13 protein-coding genes are annotated in these 14,438 nt (G+C 71.8%); 12 read left to right on the top strand and 1 reads right to left on the bottom strand.

Annotated elements, in window-relative coordinates:
* The first annotated feature begins 213 nt into the window (after positions 1-213).
* From HHX37_RS05280 to aspS, 3 genes are read left to right on the top strand one after another with little or no spacing between them, the layout of a single operon-like run.
* Entirely contained in the window at positions 214-897 is a 684-nt protein-coding gene (locus tag HHX37_RS05280) for an MBL fold metallo-hydrolase (protein ID WP_182876915.1), read from the top strand.
* Positions 897-2,153, top strand: coding sequence for a histidine--tRNA ligase (hisS, locus tag HHX37_RS05275; protein WP_117408933.1), 1,257 nt, complete (start codon positions 897-899; stop codon positions 2,151-2,153). Before HHX37_RS05280 ends, hisS begins: the two co-directional genes overlap by 1 nt.
* Complete coding sequence (gene aspS / locus HHX37_RS05270; protein WP_182884705.1) at positions 2,150-3,913, top strand: aspartate--tRNA ligase; 1,764 nt, start codon at positions 2,150-2,152, stop codon at positions 3,911-3,913. The genes hisS and aspS overlap by 4 nt, the downstream gene beginning before the upstream one ends.
* A 91-nt stretch (positions 3,914-4,004) precedes the next feature.
* Here aspS and HHX37_RS37575 read toward each other — a convergent pair whose 3' ends face one another.
* Positions 4,005-4,913: a peptidylprolyl isomerase gene (locus tag HHX37_RS37575; RefSeq protein ID WP_310738024.1), complete on the bottom strand. Its 909-nt coding sequence runs from the start codon at positions 4,911-4,913 to the stop codon at positions 4,005-4,007.
* A 186-nt stretch (positions 4,914-5,099) separates the two neighbouring features.
* On the opposite strand from HHX37_RS37575, the gene HHX37_RS05260 reads away from it, so the two are divergent.
* From HHX37_RS05260 to HHX37_RS05220, 9 genes are all read left to right on the top strand, one after another.
* Complete coding sequence (locus HHX37_RS05260; RefSeq protein WP_220498898.1) at positions 5,100-5,579, top strand: hypothetical protein; 480 nt, start codon at positions 5,100-5,102, stop codon at positions 5,577-5,579.
* A 16-nt stretch (positions 5,580-5,595) separates the two neighbouring features.
* A complete protein-coding gene (locus HHX37_RS05255) occupies positions 5,596-6,939 on the top strand; it encodes a replication-associated recombination protein A (RefSeq protein WP_182884704.1) in 1,344 nt (447 codons plus the stop codon).
* A 161-nt stretch (positions 6,940-7,100) separates the two neighbouring features.
* Positions 7,101-7,583, top strand: coding sequence for a DUF948 domain-containing protein (locus tag HHX37_RS05250; RefSeq protein WP_182880342.1), 483 nt, complete (start codon positions 7,101-7,103; stop codon positions 7,581-7,583).
* On the top strand, positions 7,580-7,849 hold the full coding sequence (locus HHX37_RS05245; protein WP_117408927.1) for a hypothetical protein: 270 nt from the start codon (positions 7,580-7,582) through the stop codon (positions 7,847-7,849). Before HHX37_RS05250 ends, HHX37_RS05245 begins: the two co-directional genes overlap by 4 nt.
* Position 7,850: 1 nt before the next feature.
* Positions 7,851-10,523, top strand: a complete 2,673-nt coding sequence (alaS, locus tag HHX37_RS05240) for an alanine--tRNA ligase (RefSeq protein ID WP_117408926.1) — start codon at positions 7,851-7,853, stop codon at positions 10,521-10,523.
* A gap of 7 nt (positions 10,524-10,530) precedes the next feature.
* Positions 10,531-11,034 carry a Holliday junction resolvase RuvX gene (gene ruvX, locus HHX37_RS05235; RefSeq protein WP_117408925.1) on the top strand — a complete coding sequence of 168 codons (504 nt, stop codon included), beginning with the start codon at positions 10,531-10,533 and terminating at the stop codon, positions 11,032-11,034.
* Positions 11,031-12,065 (top strand): endolytic transglycosylase MltG, encoded by a 1,035-nt coding sequence (gene mltG, locus HHX37_RS05230; protein ID WP_182884703.1) that lies wholly within the window; start codon positions 11,031-11,033, stop codon positions 12,063-12,065. The genes ruvX and mltG (HHX37_RS05230) overlap by 4 nt, the downstream gene beginning before the upstream one ends.
* Positions 12,066-12,231: 166 nt before the next feature.
* Positions 12,232-13,386 carry an endolytic transglycosylase MltG gene (gene mltG, locus HHX37_RS05225; RefSeq protein ID WP_182880344.1) on the top strand — a complete coding sequence of 385 codons (1,155 nt, stop codon included), beginning with the start codon at positions 12,232-12,234 and terminating at the stop codon, positions 13,384-13,386.
* Positions 13,383-14,222 carry a shikimate dehydrogenase gene (locus HHX37_RS05220; protein WP_182880345.1) on the top strand — a complete coding sequence of 280 codons (840 nt, stop codon included), beginning with the start codon at positions 13,383-13,385 and terminating at the stop codon, positions 14,220-14,222. Before mltG (HHX37_RS05225) ends, HHX37_RS05220 begins: the two co-directional genes overlap by 4 nt.
* Positions 14,223-14,438 lie beyond the last annotated feature (216 nt).

The following is a 14,438-nucleotide window of genomic DNA, read 5'->3' as shown; positions in this document are numbered from 1 at the left end:
GCCCGAACGGCCACCCGCGCCGGAGGGGTCCTCCGGGGCGGTGGCCCGTTCTATAGCATCCGGCTCGACTGCTCCAAGAATGACTATTGAGGTGGGCGAATCGTATCGGCTGACGGGTATCGGTTCGCAGCCTGCCGACCCGCACCGGTACCCTTCGGTTACATTCGCTCGCGCAATCCTTGATTGATCCGTACAGACGCAGAGGCCGCTTCCGTGCTCGTCGCCGGGTTTCCCGCAGGTTCGTTCCAGACCAACTGTTACGTCGTCGCTCCCGCAGCAGGCGCGGAGTGCGTGGTCATCGACCCAGGTCAGGACGCTGTCGGCGACCTCGACGCGCTGCTCGGCGAGCACCGCCTGAAGCCGGTCGCGGTGCTGCTCACCCACGGTCACATCGACCACGTGTGGTCGGTGGCCCCGGTGTGCGGCGCCCGCGACGTGCCCGCGTGGATCCATCCGGAGGACCGCGACCTGCTGTCGGACCCGGCGAAGGGATTTCCGCCGCAGGCCGGTGGGGTGTTCGGCGGTCTGAAACTTTCCGAGCCCGACGACGTGCGCGAGCTGGCCGACGGCGCCGTGCTGAGCCTGGCGGGGCTCGAGTTCACGGTCGAGCACCGGCCCGGCCATACCAGGGGGTCGGTGACGTTCCGGGCGCCCGCCGAGGACATCCAGGTCCTGTTCGCGGGCGACCTGCTCTTCGCCGGCTCCATCGGCCGCACCGACCTGCCCGGCGGCGACCACGCCGCCATACTGCGCAGCCTCGCCAAGACGCTGACGCTGCCGGACGAGACCTTGGTCCTGCCCGGCCACGGACCTCAGACGACAATCGGCCGCGAGCGCGCGACCAACCCCTTCCTCAGGGACGCCGCGCCGCCCGTCGGCCCGACCAGGGGATTGTGATGACGTTTCAGGCGCCGAAGGGCACCTTCGACTGGATGCCCCCGCGCTCGGAGTGGGCGCTCACCGTGCGGGACGCGCTGTCCGCGCCCGCCCGCCGCGCCGGCTACGGCTACATCGAGACGCCTGCCTTCGAGGACACCGCGCTGTTCTCCCGCGGCGTCGGCGAGTCGACCGACATCGTCACGAAGGAGATGTACACGTTCACCAGCCGGGGCGGCCAGTCGCTGACGCTGCGCCCGGAGGGTACGGCGAGCGTGGTGCGGGCCGTGCTCGAACACGGCCTGTACGGTGGCCCGCTGCCGATCAAGCTCTGGTACTCCGGCAGCTACTTCCGCTACGAGCGGGCCCAGGCCGGCCGCTACCGCCACTTCTCCCAGGTGGGGGCCGAGGCACTCGGATCCGAGGACCCGGCGCTCGACGCCGAGCTGATCGTCCTGGCGATGGACGGCTACGCCTCCCTCGGCCTGCGCGGGGTCCGGCTGCTGCTCAACTCGCTGGGCTGCCGCGAGTGCCGCCCGGCCTATCGCGCCGCGCTCCAGGACTTCCTGCGCGGGCTCGACCTCGACGAGGCGACCCGCGCGCGGGTGGAGATCAACCCGCTGCGCGTGCTCGACGACAAGCGCCCGGAGGTGCGGGCACAGCTCACGGGCGCGCCGCTGGTCACCGACCACCTGTGCGGGGCCTGCAAGGCCTACCACGAGGAGGTCAGGGGACTGCTGACGGCCGCCGGGGTAGCCTACGAAGACGACCCCCGGCTGGTCCGCGGCCTCGACTACTACACCCGTACGACGTTCGAGTTCCTGCACGACGGGCTGGGCGCGCAGTCGGCGGTCGGCGGGGGAGGGCGCTACGACGGCCTGAGCGAGCAGATCGGCGGCCCCGCCCTGCCCAGCGTCGGCTGGGCCCTCGGGGTGGACCGCACGGTGCTCGCGATGGAGGCGGAGGGGCTGCTGACCGAGCGGCCGCGCGCTCTCGGCGCGTTCGCCGTCCCGCTCGGCGAGGAGGCGAGGCGGCGGATCTTCCCGCTGGTCAGCGAGCTGCGCCGGGCCGGTCTCGCGGTCGACATGGCCTTCGGCGGCCGGGGCGTGAAGGGCGCGATGAAGGCCGCCGACCGCAGCGGCGCGCGCTACGCGCTCATCCTCGGCGACCGGGACATCGAGGCGGGAGCCGTACAGGTGAAGGATTTGGCAACAGGCGACCAGACCGCGGTCCCGCTCGCGGAGGTCGTCGAGTTCTTGAAGGGGAAAGACTCGTGATCCGCACCCACGAGGCAGGCACACTCCGCAAGGGGCAGGCGGGCCAGAAGGTGACGCTGGCCGGATGGGTGGCGCGCCGGCGCGACCACGGCGGCGTGGTCTTCATCGACCTGCGCGACGCCTCCGGCTCCGCCCAGGTGGTCTTCCGCGAGGAGGACCACGCCCACGACCTGCGCGCGGAGTACTGCGTGAGGGTCACGGGGGAGGTCCGCACGCGGCCGGAGGGCAACGAGAACCCCGACCTGCCCACGGGTGAGATCGAGGTCGTCGCCTCCGAGGTGGAGGTGCTGAGCGAGTCCGCGCCGCTGCCGTTCCCGATCGAGGGCGGCTCCGGCGTGTCGGAGGAGGCGCGGCTGAGGTACCGCTACCTCGACATCCGCCGCCAGCAGGTCGCCCACGCGCTGCGCACCCGGTCGCAGGCGACCTACCTCGCCAACGAGGTCATGCGCGAGCACGGGTTCGTCTACGTCGAGACCCCCGCCCTGACCCGCTCCACGCCCGAGGGCGCCCGCGACTTCCTGGTGCCCGTGCGGCTCCAGCCGGGCAGCTGGTACGCCCTGCCGCAGTCGCCGCAGCTGTTCAAGCAGCTCCTCATGGTCTCCGGCCTGGAGCGCTACTACCAGCTCGCCCGGTGCTTCCGCGACGAGGACCTGCGGGCCGACCGGCAGCCGGAGTTCACCCAGATCGACATTGAGATGTCGTTCGTCGACCAGGACGACGTGATCGCCCTGGGCGAGGCCCTGATCGGGCGCATCTGGAAGGAGACGCTCGGCTACGAGCTGCCCGTCCCGCTGCCCCGGATGACGTACGCCGAGGCGATGGCGCGGTACGGCTCGGACAAGCCCGACCTGCGCTTCGGGGTCGAGCTGACCGACCTCACCGGCTACTTCGCGGACACCGCGTTCCGGGTCTTCCAGGCGCCGTACGTGGGAGCCGTCGTGATGCCCGGCGGCGCCTCGCAGACCCGCAGGGAGCTGGACGCCTGGCAGGAGTGGGCCAAGTCGCGCGGGGCGCGCGGCCTGGCGTACGTGCTGGTGCAGGAGGACGGCACCCTCGGCGGCCCGGTGGCGAAGAACCTCTCGGAGACCGAGCTGGCCGGCCTCGCCGAACGGACCGGGGCCCGGCCCGGCGACGCGGTCTTCTTCGCCGCGGGCGCGCCCGCGGCCTCCCGCGACCTGCTCGGCGCGGCCCGCCTGGAGATCGGCCGCCGCTGCGGCCTGATCGACGAGTCGCAGTGGTCGTTCCTGTGGATCGTGGACGCGCCGATGTTCGAGGAGGACGGGGAAGGCGGCTGGACCCCGGTCCACCACCCGTTCACCGCGCCCAGGCCGGAGTGGGCCGACAACTTCCAGGACCACCCCGGGGAGGCGCTCGCCTACGCCTACGACATGGTCTGCAACGGCATGGAGATCGGCGGGGGCTCGATCCGTATCCACCGGGCCGAGATGCAGCAGCGCGTCTTCGACGTGCTCGGCATCTCCAAGGAGGAGGCCGAGAGCAAGTTCGGCTGGCTGCTGGAGGCGTTCAAGTACGGCCCGCCGCCGCACGGCGGCATCGCCTACGGCTGGGACCGGGTCTGCATGCTGCTGGCGGGCGGCGAGTCGATCCGCGACGTGATCGCCTTCCCGAAGACGGCCTCCGGGTACGACCCGCTGACCGGCGCGCCCAGCCCGATCACGGTGGAGCAGCGCAAGGAGGCCGGTGTGGACGCCGCGCCGAAGGGCGACAGGTCCGGCGCCGACGCCGCCCCCCGCTCGTGATCGGGTAGCACCGGAGCCAGGCGGCTTCGCCCCCCCGGCACGAGAACGGCCCGCGATCACGAGATCGCGGGCCGTTTCCGATCAGGACGGATCAGGACACGATGACGTCCTTGATCCGGACCTTGATCTTGGGGGCGTTGGAGCCGCCGTCGTCGCTGGTGATGTCGACGCCGTCCTTGGCCGTGTTGACACCACCCTTGGCGATCTTGTCGACGATCTCCATGCCCTTGCTGACGATGCCGAACGGTGTGTACGACTGGGGCAGCTGCGCGTTCTCGTCGGTGTAGGAGATGACGAACTGGCTGCCGTTGGAGTTCGACGCGTCGCCCGGCTGGGCCATGAAGACGACGCCCCGGCTGTACTGCGGCCCGAGGTTCTCGTCGTTGAACAGGTAGCCCGGCCCGCCGGTGCCGTCCGTCGGGTTCTCGCCGTCCCCCTTGGCCTGCGGGTCCCCGCACTGCAGGAGGCCGAGGCCGTTCGTCTCGACCGTCGTGAGCCGGTGGCAGACGGTGTTGTCGAAGTAGTTCTTCTTCGCCAGGAACGCGAACGAGTTCACCGTGCACGGCGCGTCGCCGGTGGCCAGGTCGATGACGATGTTCCCCAGGTTGGTCCTGACCGTCATCTTGGACGCCTTGATGACCGCCCTGTTCAGCTTCTTGGGCGGGAAGCCCACGAACTTCGCCGGGCTGCCCGTGTCGTCCTTGCGATACTCGCAGCTGACCTTGCGCAAGTCGGTGGGCTTGGCGGACGGCGTCGCCGTGGGCAACTCGGACGGGACCGCGGAGGGGCCCGTCGAAGGGCCCGCCGAGGCGGAGGCCGAGGGGGTCGCCCCGGCCGCATCCTTGGCCGAGCCGTCACTGCAGGCCGCCAGGCCGCCCACGAGCGCGAGAACCCCCAGTCCGGCGCCGAGGGTGCCCCCCAGACGCCGACGGGGGTTGGTGGTGCGCCCGGTCGTGCTCACGCGCGAAGCCGGCTGCTTCTGCCGATCAGTGTCGGTCACCGCTATGCCTTCCATTTCCCCTTTTGTATGACGCTGGGTCACTCTATCCGCGATCCCGTCGGGTTCGTGTAAAACAGGCGTCGCATGGGTATCACCGGTGTTTGCGCTCATCTAGCTCTCAGAACCGCCTGAGAACCTCCTGACGAACCAAACCCGGACCACGCGCCCGGCCCTCTCGTCTCAGGAGTGACGACCACGATGTTCGACCAGATCTTCGGACTTCCCGTCCACGCCCTCGTCGTCCACGCCGCGGTGATCTTCGCGCCGCTGCTCGCGGCGCTGTCGATCGCGTACGCCGTCCTGCCCCGCGTGCGGCATCGGCTCGACTGGGCACTGGTCGCGACGGCTCTGGCGGCGCTCGCCTCCGTGTTCGCGGCCAAGGAGAGCGGGGAGCGGCTGGAGCACCGGATGTTCGGGGGCCGGGTCTCCGAGGCGATCGAGGTCCACTCGGGGTTCGCCGAGACCCTCCTGCCGCTGACCGCGCTGCTGACCGTCGTCTCCCTGGCGCTGGTGTGGCTCACCCGGGGGCGCCGGGCCCCGGTGGGAACGGGCCCCCGGGCGGCCGTCCTGGTCGCGTCGGCCGTCGCCGTGATCCTCGCCGTGGCCGTCGGCTACTACGCCGTACGCACCGGGCACACCGGCGCGACCGCCGTGTGGGGCGCCTGAGGGTAGTGTCGGCGGCGTGGAGAGCCTGTTCGATTCGGCGGCCGAGGAGGCCCACCGCGGCCAGGAGCCGCTCGCCGTGCGGATGCGGCCGCGCTCGCTGGAGGAGGTGATCGGCCAGCGGCACCTGCTCGGTCCCGGCACCCCGCTGCGCCGCCTGGTGGAGAGCGACGCCCCGATGTCGCTCTTCCTGTGGGGGCCGCCCGGCACCGGCAAGACCACGCTGGCCTACGTCGTCGCGGGCGCCACCAAGCGGAGGTTCGTCGAGGTCTCGGCCGTCTCGGCCGGGGTCAAGGACGTGCGCGCCGCCATCGACCAGGCCCGGCGCGACCTCGGCATGACCGGCAGGCAGACCGTGCTGTTCGTCGACGAGGTCCACCGCTTCAACAAGGCGCAGCAGGACGCGCTGCTGCCGGCGGTGGAGAACCGCTGGGTGACGTTCATCGGCGCGACCACCGAGAACCCCTTCTTCTCGGTCATCTCGCCGCTGCTGTCCCGCTCGCTGCTGCTCACCCTCGAACCGCTGACCGACGACGACGTGCGCGCCGTACTGGAGCGCGCGGTGACCGACCCGCGCGGCCTCGCCGGGCGCGCCACCCTGCGGCCCGAGGCCCTCGACCAGCTCGTACGGCTGGCCGGCGGCGACGCGCGGCGCTCGCTGACCTATCTGGAGGCGGCGGCGATGCTGGTCGACGACGCCCCGCCGGGCGCCGGGCCGGACGTCACACCGGAGGTCACGGTCGAGGTCGTCGAGCGGGCCGTGGACAAGGCCGCCGTGCGCTACGACCGGCAGGGCGACCAGCACTACGACGTGACCAGCGCGTTCATCAAAAGCATGCGCGGCTCGGACGCCGACGCCGCCCTGCACTACCTGGCCCGGATGGTCGAGGCGGGAGAGGACCCGCGCTTCATCGCCCGCCGGATCGTGATCTTCGCGAGCGAGGACGTGGGGATGGCCGACCCGACGTGCCTGCAGGTCGCGGTGGCCGCCGCCCAGGCGGTGGACTTCATCGGCCTGCCCGAGGGCAGGATCAACCTCGCGCAGGCCGTCATCCACTGCGCGCTGGCGCCCAAGTCCAACGCGGTCGTCAAGGCCATCGGCGCCGCCTCCGACGACGTGCGGCGCGGCCTGGTCGGGCGCGTCCCCGGCCACCTGCGCGACGCGCACTACCCCGGCGCGAAGCAGCTCGGCCACGGCAGGGGCTACCAGTACCCCCACGACTTCGAGCACGGCCTCGTCCGCCAGGACTACGCGCCGGAGGAACTGCGCGAGCGCCGCTACTACGAACCGACCTCCCACGGCGCGGAGGCGCGGTTCGCCGAGCGCTGGGCGAAGATCCGGGCCTTCCTGCGCGGCGGCTGAGCGCCCCCGGCACGCCGCCGGCCTGTGCGCCGGCTTCGGTGCCGTCTTCGGTGCTCTCTTCGGTGCGGCTCGGGTGCCGGGTGTGTGCTGCGGAACGGCGGGCAGGGCGTTCGCGATAGGGTCTTGCCATTCCAGCTCCGGTGATCCAGGGAGATCGGCACATGCTTACCGCGGGAGAGCTGGCGGGCCTCGTGGTCGCCATTTTCTGGGCGATCCTGGTCTGCTTCATGGTCGTCGTGCTGGTCAGGCTGGCCAGACTGCTGACCGAGACCCGCAAGTCGGTGGCCGAGCTGAGCGACCGCCTCGGGCCGCTCCTGGACGACATGAGCCAGACCGTCACCGAGGCGAACCGGCGGCTGGTCGCGGCCGAGGCGATCTCGGACAACATGCGGGATGTCAGCGGCAACATGGTCAGGATCACCGGGGTGGCGTCCGCGGTGTTCGCCGGCCCGGTGCTCAAGATCGCAGCCTTCCGCGACGGCTTCCGCCTCGCGCTGGCCCGCCGCGCCGCCCGCAGGGCCCCGGCCCGGAGGGTGGCCCGCGGCGGTCCCCGCACCGGTCCCCACACCAGGGACAGGATCAGGGAGCGGCACACCGCCGAGCGCGTGGCCGAGCCGCGCGCCATCGGAAGGGGGCGCGGATGATCCGCCGTCTCTTCTACATGTCCCTCGGCGCGTATCTCGCGGTCTGGGCCATGCGTAAGCTTCAGTCGTTGCGGCCCGACCACGTGGCCAGGCGCACCGCCGGCCGCGCGGCGGCCCTCGCGGACCAGCTCAGGGACTTCGCCGGCGAGGTGCGTCACCTGTCGGCGAGCAGGGAAACCGAGTTGCGCGCCGGGCTCGGGCTGGACACCGTTGATGACACCACTACCGGCAACAGCAGAATCTACGACGTAAAGGATGGCCGCTGAGATGGAGTCGGCAGAGATCGCGCGCCGCTTCCTGCGCTTCTTCGAGGAGCGCGGGCACACAGTCGTGCCCTCGGCCAGCCTGGTCGCCGAGGACCCGACGCTGCTTCTGGTGAACGCGGGGATGGTCCCGTTCAAGCCCTACTTCCTGGCGCAGCAGACGCCGCCGTTCCGGCGGGCGACCAGCGCCCAGAAGGTCATGCGCACCCTCGACATCGACGAGGTCGGCAAGACCACCCGGCACGCCAGCTTCTTCCAGATGCTCGGCAACTTCTCCTTCGGCGACTACTTCAAGGCGCAGGCGATCCCGTTCGCCTGGGAGCTGCTGACCCGCCCCGAGTCCGAGGGCGGCTTCGGTTTCCCCGAGGACCGCCTGTGGGCGACCGTCTACCTGGACGACGACGAGGCCCAGGACATCTGGCACCGCGAGGTGGGACTGCCGCTCGACCGCATCCAGCGCCGCGACCTCGCCGACAACTACTGGCACATGGGCGTGCCCGGCCCCGGCGGCCCGTGCTCGGAGATCTACTACGACCGCGGCCCCGAGTACGGCCGCGAGGGCGGGCCGATCGCCGACGAGAACCGCTACCTCGAGGTCTGGAACCTCGTCTTCATGCAGTTCCAGCTCAGCAAGGTCCGCACCAAGGTCGACTTCGACGTGGCGGGCGAGCTGCCGGCCAAGAACATCGACACCGGCATGGGCCTGGAGCGCATGGCCGCGATCCTCCAGGGCGTCGACAACATCTACGAGATCGACACCACGTACAAGATCCTTGACACGGCGGCCGAGCTCACCCGGTCGCGCTACGGGCGCGACAAGCGGGCGGACGTCTCGCTGCGGGTGATCGCCGACCACATGCGGGCGGGGGTCATGCTCGTCGGCGACGGCGTGCTGCCGTCCAACGAGGGCCGCGGCTACGTGCTGCGCCGCATGCTGCGCCGCGCGATTCGCAACCTCCGCCTGCTCGGCGCGGGCGAGGAGCGGCACATGCACGCGCTCACCGCCGTCACCATCGAGGCCATGGGCCAGCAGTACCCCGAGCTCAAGGCGGACGCCGCCAACATCCACACGGTCATCGACGCCGAGGAGGCGTCGTTCATCGGCACGCTCCGCACCGGTACGGCGATCTTCGACGTCGCGGTGGAGGAGACCAGGCGCAAGGGCGGCGGCACGCTCGGCGGCGAGCAGGCGTTCCAGCTCCACGACACCTACGGCTTCCCGATCGACCTCACCCTGGAGATGGCGGCCGAGCAGGGCCTCCAGGTGGACGAGGAGGGCTTCCGCCGGCTCATGAAGGAGCAGCGGGACCGCGCCAAGGCCGACGCCGCGGCGAAGAAGACCGGCAACGCCGACATCTCGGTCTTCACCACCATCCTGGAGAAGGCCGGGAAGGTCGACTTCCTCGGCTACGACCACACCACCTCCGAGGCCGATGTCATCGGCCTGCTGGTCGACGGCGCGTCGGTCCCGGCGGCGGGTGCGGGGACCACCCTGGAGATCGTGCTCGACCGCACTCCGTTCTACGCGGAGGGCGGCGGCCAGCTCGCCGACCAGGGCCTGATCCGCACCGGCGGCGCCGAGATCGAGATCGTGGACGTCCAGTCGCCGGTGCCGGGCCTGATCGTGCACCGCGGCAAGGTGCGCACGGGCGAGGTGCGGGTCGGCGACCAGGCGCAGGCCGACATCGACCTGGAGCGGCGCCGGGCGATCTCCCGCAGCCACACCGCGACCCACCTGGTCCACCGCGGGTTCCGCAACGCGCTCGGCGAGTCGGCGGCCCAGGCGGGCTCGGAGAACTCCCCGGGACGCTTCCGCTTCGACTTCACCGCCGCGGGCGCCGTGCCGGCGTCGATGCTGCGCGACGTCGAGGACGAGGTGAACGCCGTCCTGATCGGCGACCTCAAGGTCAACGCGTTCTACACCAGCCAGGCCCAGGCCCGCGCGATGGGCGCGCTCGCGCTGTTCGGCGAGAAGTACGGCGACGAGGTCCGGGTCGTCGAGGTCGGCGACTACTCCCGCGAGCTGTGCGGCGGCACCCACGTGGCCAGCTCCGGCCAGCTCGGCCTGGTGAAGGTGCTGGGCGAGTCGTCCATCGGCGCGGGCGTGCGCCGGGTCGAGGCGCTCGTCGGTCTCGACGCGTTCCGGTTCCTCGCCCGGGAGAGCGTGCTCGTCGCGCAGCTGAGCGAGCAGCTCAAGACCCGCCGCGAGGAGCTGCCCGAGCGCATCGAGGGCATCGTCACCCGGCTGCGCGCCGCCGAGAAGGAGCTGGAGAAGGTCCGCTCGGCCCAGGTGCTCGCGGTGGCCGGAGAGCTCGCCGCGCAGGCCCGCGACGTCCAGGGCGTCTCGGTGGTCACGCACCGCGCGCCTGATGGCACCTCCGCCGACGACCTGCGTAAACTCGCCCTCGATGTGCGCGGCAGGTTCCCTGGCGACCGCGCCGCGGTCGTCGTCGTCTCCGGCGTCCCCTCCGACCGGCCGGTCGTCGTCGCCGCGGTCAGCGAGGCGGGACGCGAGCGTGGCCTGAAGGCGGGCCGTCTCGTCGGCGTCGCCGCCAAGGCTCTCGGGGGTGGCGGTGGCGGCAAGGACGACGTGGCGCAGGGCGGTGGCACGCGGCCCGAGGCGATCGGTGACGCGCTTCGCGCGGTCGAGGAGGCCATCTCCTCCGCGGTGGCCTGATCCGCCGATGAGACATGGCGTCAGGATCGGGGTCGACGTCGGCTCCGTCCGCGTCGGCGTGGCCCGCAGCGACCCCTCGGGCCTGCTGGCCACGCCGGTGGAGACCGTGCGGCGCGGCCGGGGCGACCTGGCGAGGATCGCCGAGATCGCGGCCGAGCACGAGGCGATCGAGATCGTCGTCGGCCTGCCCACGTCGCTGTCGGGCCGGGAGAGCCACGCCGCGGAGGCCGCGCGGGCGTTCGCCGCGCGGCTGGCCAGGACGGTCGCGCCGGTCCCGATCCGGCTCGTGGACGAGCGGCTCACCACCGTGGGCGCCCAGCAGCGGCTGCGCTCCAGCGGCGTGAAGGCCCGCGACCAGCGTGACGTGATCGACCAGGCGGCCGCCGTCCTGCTGCTGCAGGCCGCGCTCGACGGGGAGCGGGCCACCGGCAATCCCCCCGGCAGGCCTCTCGGACCACCGGGCCCCCCCGCGGGGCCGGGTGAGGAAGCGAGCGGCGGGACCGCACGGTGAGGCGGGCGGCGCTCGTCGCCGGCGGAGGGTTCGCCCTGGTCGCGGCGGCGGTGGCGTACGGCGTGCACGCGGTCGTCGGCCAGCCCGGCAGCCCGCCCGACTACTCCGGCGGCGGTTCGGGAACGGTGACGATCGAGATCACACCGGGGACGAGCGCCGGCGAGGTCGGCCAGACGCTGGCCAAGGCCGGCGTGGTCGCCAGCGCCCAGTCGTTCGTGGAGCAGGTGATCAGCCGTTCCAAGGAGAGCGGCCTGCACCCGGGCCGCTACGTCCTGCGGCGCCGGATGTCGGCCTCCGCGGCGCTCGACCTGCTCCTGGCGCCCGCGAGCCGGGTGGTGCGCAAGGTCACCGTGCCCGAGGGGCTGCGCCTGCGCGAGGTGCTGCGCGTCCTCGCGGACGGGACGGGCATCCCGCTGCAGGACTTCACCGAGGCGGCCGGCGAGACCCGGCGCCTGCGCCTGCCCGCGTACGCCGAGGGCGAGGCCGAGGGGTTCCTGTTCCCGGCCACGTACGAGATAGAGCCGGGGGCGACCGCCGGCGACATGCTCAGGAAGATGGTGGCCCGGTTCCGCCTCGCGGCGAAGAAGGTGGGCCTGGAGGATCTGGCGCCGCGCCTGAACCTCACGCCCCGGCAGGCGGTGACGGTCGCGAGCATCGTGCAGGCCGAGGGCGGTGTCCCGGCCGATTACCCCAAGATCGCCAGAGTGGTGTACAACCGCTTGGCGCGGGGCGCGAAGCTGGAGATGGACAGCACGGTCAACTACGCGTTGAACCGGCACACCCTGAAGGTCACCGCCGAGGACACGCGCAACGGCTCCCCGTACAACACCTACGCGCGCCCCGGGCTGCCGCCCGGACCCATCGGCAACCCGGGGGAGAGCGCGCTGCTGGCGACGCTCCACCCCGCCGAGGGTGACTGGTACTGGTTCGTGACCACCGATCCTCGTCGTAAAATCACCAAATTCACTGACAAAGAGATGGAGTTCAGGAAATATCGGGAGGAGCTGAACAGGTATCTCGGGACGAACTAGCGGTGGCCCAGGTGCGTCCAGGGCGCCGCCCGGACGGCCCGCGGTAGGCGAACGTCCCCCTGTCCGGACTCATACCGGACCCGTACCGGACCCCCACCGGACCCCCTCGGTCTGGCACACTCGCTTGACGGGAGGCCTCTCGTACCGAGAGATTGGCCAGCGCACTATGAACGAACTGGACATGGACTTCCTGCTCGGCGCCGAGGACGACGACGGCTCTCCCCGGCGTCGCCCTTCCGGCGGCCGGGCCCAGCAGCGACGCAGCCGCAGACGCCGCAAGCGGCAGCGGCGCAAGGGCAGGGTCGCCACGCTCTTCGCCATTGTGATCATCGTCGGGGTCCTCGCCGGTCTCGGCTACCTGGGCTTCACCTGGGCGCGCGGCGTCATGATTCCCAAGGACTTCACCGGCGAGGGGACGGGTGAGGTCGTCGTCGAGATCCAGGAGGGCGAGAGCGCCACCGCCGTCGCCCAGATGCTGGAGGAGCAGGGCGTCGTGGCCAGCGCGCGGGCGTTCGTCAACGCCATCGGCGCGGCCGGGAAGAGCTCCTCGCTCCAGCCGGGCCAGTACGCGATGCGCAAGGGCATGTCCGCCGCCTCGGCGCTGACCCTGCTCGACCCGAAGAACCGTGTGCTCAACCGTCTCACCATCCGTGAGGGGCTGCGGCTCAGCAAGATCTTCGAGGAGCTGTCCACCGCCTCGGGCAAGCCGGTCGAGGACTTCAAGAAGGCGGCCCGCGCCGACATCGGTCTCCCCGCCTACGCGAAGGGCCGGCTGGAGGGCTACGCGTTCCCCGCGACGTACGAGATCAACAGCAAGCTCACGCCGCAGCAGATCCTCACCAACATGGTCGACCGGTTCAACCAGACCGCCGACAAGATCGACCTGGAGGGCCAGGCCAGGCAGGTCGGCTTCTCGCCCCGCCAGGTCATGATCATCGCGAGCATCGTCCAGGCCGAGTCGGGCAGCGCCGAGGACATGCCCAAGGTGGCCCGCGTCATCTACAACAGGCTGCTGTCGAACCCCCCGATGAAGCTGGGCATGGACAGCACGGTCATGTACGGCCTGAACAAGTACGGCATCGCCGCTTCGCACGCGGACCTGACCAGCACCTCGCGGTACAACACCTACAAGTACGCCGGCCTGCCGCCGGGCCCGATCAGCAACCCGGGCGACCACGCGATCGAGGCCGCGCTGCATCCGGCGGACGGCAACTGGCTGTACTTCGTGACGGTCGACCCGAAGCGGGGCATCACCAAGTTCACCGACAAGGAGTCGGAGTTCTGGAAGCTGCGCGACGAGTTCAACAGGAACTACAAGTGAGCGGGACCGTCCGCCGGGCCGCCGTCCTGGGCTCGCCCGTCGCCCACTCGCTCTCCCCGGTGCTGCACCGGGCGGCGTACGCGGAGATGGGCCTGGACGGCTGGCGCTACGACGCGATCGAGTGCGCCGAGGACGGGCTCGCCGGCCTCGTCGCCGGGCTGGGCCCGGAGTGGGCGGGCCTGTCGCTCACGATGCCGCTCAAGCGTGCCGTGCTCCCGCTGCTCGACACCGTCTCGGACCTCGCGCTGGCGGTCGGCGGCGCGAACACGGTCGTGTTCCGCGACGGCGGGCGGCACGGGCACAACACCGACGTGTACGGCATCGTCGAGGCGCTCGCCGAGGCGGGCGTGCCCGCGCCGTCCTCGGCGGTCGTCCTCGGCGGCGGCGCCACCGCGGCCTCGGCCCTCGCGGCCCTGCGGGAGACGGGCCTGGCGGAGGCCACCCTGGTCGTGCGCGACCCGGCCCGCGCGGGGGAGACCCTGCGCGTCGCCGAACGGCTCGGCGTCACGGTGACCGTGCGCTCCTTCGACGACTTCGACCCCGCGGCCGGCCTGGTCGTCTCCACGCTGCCGTCCGGCGCGGCCGACGCGCTCGCCGAGCGGGTCGCGGCCCGCCTGCCCGACAAGGGGGCCCTGTTCGACGTCGTCTACGCGCCCTGGCCGACGGCGCTGGCCCGGGCCGTCCGGGCGCGCGGGCGCACCGTCGTGGGCGGCTTCCCCATGCTGCTGCACCAGGCGGCGCGGCAGGTCGAGCTCATGACGGGACGGGCGGACGTGCCGGTCGCGGCGATGCGCGCGGCCGGCGAGGCCGAGATCGCCCGGCGCGCGGCCTCCTGAGCGGTCTCCGGGGCGGGGCGGCCCGGGCCGGAATACGCCGGGGGCCGTGCGGGTTTGTGGTAACGTAGGAACTCGATCGGTCCGGCATGAGCTGGACGCGCAAGCGGAGGTCCTCCTCCCACCTGCTTCGCCGAAAGGCGGACGGGTTCAGGATCACAACGGAGTTTTCGGCAGGAGAGCTCAGTGACCCCGCATGCGTGACGTGCGGGGTTTTCG

This window comes from Microbispora sp. H10885, assembly GCF_014161415.1.
In the GTDB taxonomy this organism is placed as follows: Bacteria; Actinomycetota; Actinomycetes; order Streptosporangiales; family Streptosporangiaceae; genus Microbispora; species Microbispora triticiradicis.
Note: the sequence above shows the minus strand (reverse complement) of the source record. Positions and strands in the feature narration are given on the sequence as shown.